Raw genomic sequence first — 6,644 nt, 5'->3', positions numbered from 1 at the left:
GAAGGCCATCACCCGTTCAGAAAGCTATCTGTGTGCCATGAAAGCCGGTGCCTGCCGGTATGACACGGAAGGGTATGTGACGGAGCATATTTCTCAGGAGGAGGAAGCGTATGCGGCAGCGCGTCTGGATAAAATCCGCCGCCAGAACCGGATAAAGGCAGAACTTCAGGCCGTGCTTGATGAGAAATAAAAAAAAGCCTCCATCAGAGAGGAGGCAGGGAAATAAGGCTTAAAAGGAAATAACTTCCGTACCCGAAAGGAAGCCAATTCAGTAGATTATTTAACACCATAATACTGACGGGTTAAAGAGGAGTGATAAAGATGAATGGATTCAGAAACAGTTCACGGAACGGTCAGGTCTGGCGCTGGCAGCGTGCCGGAAGCCGTGCCGTCAGCCTGGAGGTCAGGGGATTCCGGAAGGAGGCCGCTGAAGCGTGGCTCCTGGCTGCCCGTGTTGCTCCCCGTACAGACTGGCAGCAGTTTGCACGGCAGAGAGCCGAACGCTGTCAGCGACGGAGATAATGAAAAAAAACGGCAAAAAAAAGACTTCCCCTGAGCAAAGGAGGCCAAAAATCATTCATAGCGTATTACTGACATTGAATGAATGCTCTGTACATCAACCCTGTGAAGCTACCACCGGTTAATGCCGGGAGGTTGCGGGAAGAAAGATAATACACAGTCATTACGTGGTTAATATCTGTCAGAATGTTTTTTGTGACCATAAACTGTCAGATGGATAAAAAAGACCGTCATGTGACGGTCAGTGTTGTCCTGTCAGGGACAAATGCATTCAGTAAGGAGAGCAAAATAATAACATCACGTTGCCCGGCTGTTAATATCAGGCGATGTTAAGTGTTATTTATGACTCTTTTATCTGGTTGTGAAGTCTGTTAATCAGGAAGAGAAAATGGCGACCGGAAAATCAGAGAAGCAACAGGTGATTGCCTTTATCGATTACGAGAACTGCAGTAACCTGACAGAAATTTCCTTAAATATATATACGGAGTTAATTATATTCGCGGGTGCGAAACAGAATAATGTGGCACTGCCAGTAAACGCTTTCCCTGAAGCAGTAAAAATCACACTCCGGCATGTCAGTGAAGTCTCCCGGAACAATGTTGATTTTCATCTGGTGCTGGAGCTGGGGCAGTGTGTATGCCACTACGGGCCGGAGAAGGAATACCATATTGTTTCCGCTGACAAGGGATATGACGGTATTGTCCGGACACTGCAGGCGCGCGGGATTCGCTGCCGTCGCGTCTCCCCGGATAAGGCGTCATCAGTAAAGATGGCTGCACCCGACATGGATATCGTTATCCGGTGGGCAAACAAAATTCAACAGGCAGCGCGGGAGGTTCGTAATATGCCGGTAACAGAAAAGACATTTAATAATTATTTAAAATCACAGATGCGCGGTGAATGGCGTGATGTCCTGACCAGAGGTATCCGGGATGAACTGGTCCGTCGCGGGGTAATGAAAATTCAGGGGAATAAAATCATCTGGTAAGACTGCCAGAATAAAATGATATTTATTTTATTTATAAAAACAGAAAGGTCGAAAATCAATAATGGCATTTATTTCCATGACAAGACAGAAAGCGCCGTACAGATATGCAAGCAAGACCCGGTTATCGATAAGACGAACAGACTCAGGCTCTGCCGGGTGTTATGTGACGGTTGCCGTTCGGGGGAAGCAGGAATTTATTATTGCTGAACTTGATTCAGAAATCCGGAAAATCAGGCTGAAACTGACGGACTCCTATGAAGAAGGGGTAAGGCTGTCTTCGGGCACGTTTACGCTTCCGGCCAGATTCTGCCGGGAAATACTGCCGGACGACGTCAGGAGTATCACCATTATTCTGGAAAAAAGCGACGATGAGTGGTGGTACGGGAGTTACTGATATGTGGCAGAACTCCGGACACTGACGCCTTCGCGTTGCTCAGTTGTCCAACCCCGGAAACGGGAAAAAGCAAGTTTTCCCCGCTCCCGGCGTTTCTGCAATAAAAAGCAGGGGCATGGAGGTCGTCGTAACCAGACAGGAATGTGGTATTATCGCGGCGGGTGTCTGAGCCTTTCTGGTTCAGGCAAGACGCAGGTACCAGAAATGCGAAGACCCCACTCGTTAATCCATTAACTCGTGAGGTCTGCATGAAGTACTTAGCACTACTGATTGTAGCCTCTTCTTTGCAGAGAGGTCAAAGTTTATGACGAAATATGCCCTTATCGGGTTGCTCGCCGTGTGTGCCACGGTATTGTGTTTTTCACTGATATTCAGGGAACGGTTATGTGAACTGAATATTCACAGGGGAAATACAGTGGTGCAGGTAACTCTGGCCTACGAAGCACGGAAGTAAGCTGCCGGGCGGGGACGGAAGTCCCCGCTTTCCGGAAGTGTGAGGTATTTCAGGGGCAGACACCCGACATGCCAGAAACAGCCGGTCCCGCCCGGGGCCGGCATCCAGGTTAAGGCATTTCCTGTTTTTCAGTCATTTCATCATCAAAATCACATTAAACGGTCGTAATCAGACATGATTTGTGCGCCAACACAGATCATCATCACAACTTTCAAGTCGCTGATTTCAAAAAACTGTAGTATCCTCTGCGAAACGATCCCTGTTTGAGAATTGAGGAGGCGAGATGTCGCAGACAGAAAATGCAGTGACTTCCTCATCAGGTACAAAGCGAGCATACCGAAAAGGTAATCCTCTGACGCTTGCAGAACGTCAGCAGGCATCTCTGGCAAGAAAACGTGCCACACATAAAGAACTCAGAGTGTTCATTCCTGCTGCGTTAAAAGCGCAATTACAGGAGATGTGTGACGCTGAAGGTGTTACTCAGGCTGAGATGATTGCTGAACTGATAAAGCAGAAGAGTGCTTTCAGCTAACTAAAATGTAGCGACATCACATTCTTGCCTGTTTGTGGTGTGCGTGATAGATTGCTGATCGTTTAAGGAATTTTGTGGCTGGCCACGCCATAAGGTGGCAGGGAACTGGTTCTGATGTGGATGTACAGGAGCCAGAAAAGCGAAAACCCCGATAATCTTCTTTAACTTTGGCGAGTCAGAAAGATTACCGGGGCTAACAAGAAACTGCATAGAAGCTGTTGCTCTATGCGGGGAGTATAGTTATATGCCCGGAAAAGTTCAAGACTTCTTTCTGTGCTCACTCCTTCTGTGCAACATAAGTGCAGGATGGTGTGACTGATCTTCAACAAACTTATTACCGCCAGGTAAAGAACCCGAATCCGGTGTTTACACCCCGTGAAGGTGCCGGAACGCTGAAGTTTTGCGAAAAACTGATGGAAAAGGCGGTAGGCTTCACCTCCCGTTTTGATTTCGCCATTCATGTGGCACATGCCCGTTCGCGTGGTCTGCGTCGGCGCATGCCACCGGTACTGCGTCGTCGGGCTATTGATGCGCTGCTGCAGGGGCTCTGTTTTCACTATGATCCGCTGGCCAACCGTGTCCAGTGCTCCATCACCACGCTGGCCATTGAGTGTGGACTGGCGACGGAGTCTGATGCCGGAGTACTCTCCATCACCCGTGCCACCCGTGCCCTGACGTCCCTGGCTGAGCTGGGTCTGATTACCTACCAGACGGAATATGACCCGCTTATTGGTTGCAACATTCCGACCGATATCACGTTCACACCGGCGCTGTTTGCCGCTCTCGATGTGTCTGAGGTGGCGGTGGCTTCCGCACGCCGCAGCCGTGTGGAATGGGAAAACAGACAACGCAAAAAGCAGGGGCTGGATACCCTGGGCATGGATGAACTGATAGCGAAAGCCTGGCGTTTTGTTCGTGAGCGTTTCCGCAGTTACCAGACAGAGCTTAAGTCCCGGGGAATAAAGCGTGCCCGTGCGCGTCGTGATGCGGACAGGGAACGTCAGGATATTATCACCCTGGTGAAACGGCAGCTGACGCGCGAAATCGCGGAAGGGCGCTTCACTGCCAGTCGTGAGGCGGTAAAACGTGAAGTGGAGCGTCGTGTGAAGGAGCGCATGATTCTGTCACGTAACCGCAATTACAGCCGGCTGGCCACAGCTTCCCCCTGAAAGTGACCTCTTCTGAATAATCCGGCCCGAACCGGAGGCATTCGCACGCCTGAAGCCTGCCAGCGAACAAAAAATCAGCACCACATACAAAAAACAACCTCACTATCCACCTTCTGGAGCATCCGGTTCCCCCTGTTTTTAATACAAAATGCGCCTCAGCGACGGGGAATTTTGCTTATCCACATTTAACTGCAAGGGACTTCCCCATAAGGTTACAACCGTTCATGTCATAAAGCGCCAGCCGCCAGTCTTACAGGGTGCAATGTATCTTTTAAACACCTGTTTATATCTCCTTTAAACTACTTAATTACATTCATTTAAAAAGAAAACCTATTCACTGCCTGTCCTGTGGACAGACAGATATGCACCTCCCACCGCAAGCGGCGGGCCCCGACCGGAGCCACTTTAGTTACAACACACAAAAACAACCTCCAGAAAAACCCCGGTCCAGCGCAGAACCGAAACCACAAAGCCCCTCCCTCATAACTGAAAAGCGGCCCCGCCCCGGCCCAAAGGGCCGGAACAGAGTCGCTTTTAATTATGAATGTTGTAACTACATCTTCATCGCTGTCAGTCTTCTCGCTGGAAGTTCTCAGTACACGCTCGTAAGCGGCCCTCACGGCCCGCTAACGCGGAGATACGCCCCGACTTCGGGTAAACCCTCGTCGGGACCACTCCGACCGCGCACAGAAGCTCTCTCATGGCTGAAAGCGGGTATGGTCTGGCAGGGCTGGGGATGGGTAAGGTGAAATCTATCAATCAGTACCGGCTTACGCCGGGCTTCGGCGGTTTTACTCCTGTATCATATGAAACAACAGAGTGCCGCCTTCCATGCCGCTGATGCGGCATATCCTGGTAACGATATCTGAATTGTTATACATGTGTATATACGTGGTAATGACAAAAATAGGACAAGTTAAAAATTTACAGGCGATGCAATGATTCAAACACGTAATCAATATCTGCAGTTTATGCTGGTTATGCTGGCTGCATGGGGCATTAGTTGGGGAGCCAGATTTGTCATGGAGCAGGCCGTTCTGCTTTATGGATCAGGAAAAAACTATTTGTTCTTCAGTCATGGTACTGTTCTGATGTACCTGCTGTGTGTTTTCCTGGTATACCGCCGTTGGATAGCTCCGCTACCGGTCGTTGGTCAGCTGCGCAACGTTGGCGTACCGTGGCTGGTCGGTGCGATGGCCGTGGTGTATGTCGGTGTATTTCTGCTCGGTAAGGCGCTGGCTCTGCCTGCTGAGCCATTTATGACGAAACTTTTTGCCGATAAGTCCATACCTGACGTGATCCTGACGTTGCTGACCATCTTTATCCTTGCCCCGTTGAATGAGGAAACGCTGTTCCGGGGGATTATGCTGAACGTCTTCCGTTCACGGTACTGCTGGACGATGTGGCTGGGGGCGCTGATAACGTCGTTGTTGTTCGTCGCCGCGCACAGCCAGTATCAGAACCTGCTGACACTGGCAGAACTGTTCCTGGTGGGGTTGATTACATCAGTGGCCAGGATCAGAAGTGGTGGCCTGCTGCTGCCGGTATTGCTGCATATGGAAGCAACCACGCTGGGTTTACTGTTTGGTTGAAAGTTATATTTTTATTAAACATTGTGCGTTAAAGCCTGGTGTGTTTTTTTAGTGGATGTTATATTTAAATATAACTTTTATGGAGGTGAAGAATGCATACCACCCGACTGAAGAGGGTTGGCGGCTCAGTTATGCTGACCGTCCCACCGGCACTGCTGAATGCGCTGTCTCTGGGCACAGATAATGAAGTTGGCATGGTCATTGATAATGGCCGGCTGATTGTTGAGCCGTACAGACGCCCGCAATATTCACTGGCTGAGCTACTGGCACAGTGTGATCCGAATGCTGAAATATCAGCTGAAGAACGAGAATGGCTGGATGCACCGGCGACTGGTCAGGAGGAAATCTGACATGGAAAGAGGGGAAATCTGGCTTGTCTCGCTTGATCCTACCGCAGGTCATGAGCAGCAGGGAACGCGGCCGGTGCTGATTGTCACACCGGCGGCCTTTAATCGCGTGACCCGCCTGCCTGTTGTTGTGCCCGTAACCAGCGGAGGCAATTTTGCCCGCACTGCCGGCTTTGCGGTGTCGTTGGATGGTGTTGGCATACGTACCACAGGTGTTGTACGTTGCGATCAACCCCGGACAATTGATATGAAAGCACGGGGCGGAAAACGACTCGAACGGGTTCCGGAGACTATCATGAACGAAGTTCTTGGCCGCCTGTCCACTATTCTGACTTGAACATGGGGTTTGAGGGGCAACTGGATGAAAACGTACGATTTAGGGCACTAAAACCGCTGTTGTCCCACCATTCTGGTGATTCCCAAACGTTATTTGGCTAAAAAGTAGTTTTGATGTGGTTTATTTTCCGAATTCCAAGCGCAGCCCTACTTTCTTGTGCGTATTTGCGTGTTTTGCGCAGTTTTGAAGTTCCGGTGATGCTGCCAACTTACTGATTTAGTGTATGATGGTGTTTTTGAGGTGCTCCAGTGGCTTCTGTTTCTATCAGCTGTCCCTCCTGTTCAGCTACTGACGGGGTGGTGCGTAACGGCA

Annotated in this window: 12 protein-coding genes; all 12 read left to right on the top strand. The window is 49.9% G+C overall.

The genetic code is table 11. The features are described 5' to 3' along the window. Window positions 1–190: ProQ/FINO family protein (locus K0778_RS24425; RefSeq protein ID WP_049286412.1), on the top strand; the 190-nt coding region annotated here is incomplete at its 5' end. A 131-nt stretch (window positions 191–321) separates the two neighbouring features. Then, window positions 322–522, top strand: a complete 201-nt coding sequence (locus K0778_RS24420) for a hypothetical protein (protein WP_015059022.1) — start codon at window positions 322–324, stop codon at window positions 520–522. A 385-nt stretch (window positions 523–907) separates the two neighbouring features. Continuing rightward, window positions 908–1,507 (top strand): PIN domain-containing protein, encoded by a 600-nt coding sequence (locus tag K0778_RS24415; RefSeq protein ID WP_032083981.1) that lies wholly within the window; start codon window positions 908–910, stop codon window positions 1,505–1,507. 61 nt (window positions 1,508–1,568) lie between these two features. Then, window positions 1,569–1,901 (top strand): hypothetical protein, encoded by a 333-nt coding sequence (locus K0778_RS24410; RefSeq protein WP_152916585.1) that lies wholly within the window; start codon window positions 1,569–1,571, stop codon window positions 1,899–1,901. Window positions 1,902–2,205: 304 nt separating this feature from the next. Next, entirely contained in the window at window positions 2,206–2,355 is a 150-nt protein-coding gene (locus K0778_RS24405; protein ID WP_001312851.1) for a Hok/Gef family protein, read from the top strand. Between the two features lie 283 nt (window positions 2,356–2,638). Beyond that, window positions 2,639–2,887, top strand: a complete 249-nt coding sequence (locus K0778_RS24400) for a replication regulatory protein RepA (protein WP_000083837.1) — start codon at window positions 2,639–2,641, stop codon at window positions 2,885–2,887. Between the two features lie 244 nt (window positions 2,888–3,131). Next, on the top strand, window positions 3,132–3,206 hold the full coding sequence (tap, locus tag K0778_RS28420) for a RepA leader peptide Tap (protein WP_001375168.1): 75 nt from the start codon (window positions 3,132–3,134) through the stop codon (window positions 3,204–3,206). Next, a complete protein-coding gene (gene repA, locus K0778_RS24390) occupies window positions 3,199–4,056 on the top strand; it encodes an incFII family plasmid replication initiator RepA (protein WP_032495102.1) in 858 nt (285 codons plus the stop codon). The genes tap and repA overlap by 8 nt, the downstream gene beginning before the upstream one ends. 938 nt (window positions 4,057–4,994) lie before the next feature. Beyond that, on the top strand, window positions 4,995–5,648 hold the full coding sequence (locus K0778_RS24385; protein ID WP_000616807.1) for a CPBP family intramembrane glutamic endopeptidase: 654 nt from the start codon (window positions 4,995–4,997) through the stop codon (window positions 5,646–5,648). A gap of 92 nt (window positions 5,649–5,740) precedes the next feature. Further along, window positions 5,741–5,998 carry a type II toxin-antitoxin system antitoxin PemI gene (pemI, locus tag K0778_RS24380; RefSeq protein ID WP_000557619.1) on the top strand — a complete coding sequence of 86 codons (258 nt, stop codon included), beginning with the start codon at window positions 5,741–5,743 and terminating at the stop codon, window positions 5,996–5,998. Between the two features lies 1 nt (window position 5,999). Beyond that, the gene (gene pemK-mt, locus K0778_RS24375) at window positions 6,000–6,332 is read left to right on the top strand and encodes a type II toxin-antitoxin system toxin endoribonuclease PemK-mt (protein ID WP_000439434.1); all 333 of its coding nucleotides are present in this window, start codon (window positions 6,000–6,002) and stop codon (window positions 6,330–6,332) included. Between the two features lie 248 nt (window positions 6,333–6,580). Further along, a partial coding sequence (locus tag K0778_RS24370; RefSeq protein WP_001676991.1) for an IS1 family transposase occupies window positions 6,581–6,644 on the top strand: 64 nt, incomplete at its 3' end.

Origin of the sequence: Escherichia sp. XD33, from assembly GCF_019375075.1 — a bacterium.
In the GTDB taxonomy this organism is placed as follows: domain Bacteria; phylum Pseudomonadota; class Gammaproteobacteria; order Enterobacterales; family Enterobacteriaceae; genus Enterobacter; species Enterobacter flexneri_A.
This window is presented reverse-complemented; position numbering and strand designations above follow the sequence as displayed.

Coding starts and splice junctions, on each gene's coding strand:
- pemI (WP_000557619.1), top strand. CDS start 5,741: ATGCATACCACCCGACTGAAGAGGGTTGGCGGCTCAGTTATGCTGACC.
- K0778_RS24420 (WP_015059022.1), top strand. CDS start 322: ATGAATGGATTCAGAAACAGTTCACGGAACGGTCAGGTCTGGCGCTGG.
- pemK-mt (WP_000439434.1), top strand. CDS start 6,000: ATGGAAAGAGGGGAAATCTGGCTTGTCTCGCTTGATCCTACCGCAGGT.
- K0778_RS24410 (WP_152916585.1), top strand. CDS start 1,569: ATGGCATTTATTTCCATGACAAGACAGAAAGCGCCGTACAGATATGCA.
- K0778_RS24405 (WP_001312851.1), top strand. CDS start 2,206: ATGACGAAATATGCCCTTATCGGGTTGCTCGCCGTGTGTGCCACGGTA.
- K0778_RS24400 (WP_000083837.1), top strand. CDS start 2,639: ATGTCGCAGACAGAAAATGCAGTGACTTCCTCATCAGGTACAAAGCGA.
- K0778_RS24385 (WP_000616807.1), top strand. CDS start 4,995: ATGATTCAAACACGTAATCAATATCTGCAGTTTATGCTGGTTATGCTG.
- K0778_RS24415 (WP_032083981.1), top strand. CDS start 908: ATGGCGACCGGAAAATCAGAGAAGCAACAGGTGATTGCCTTTATCGAT.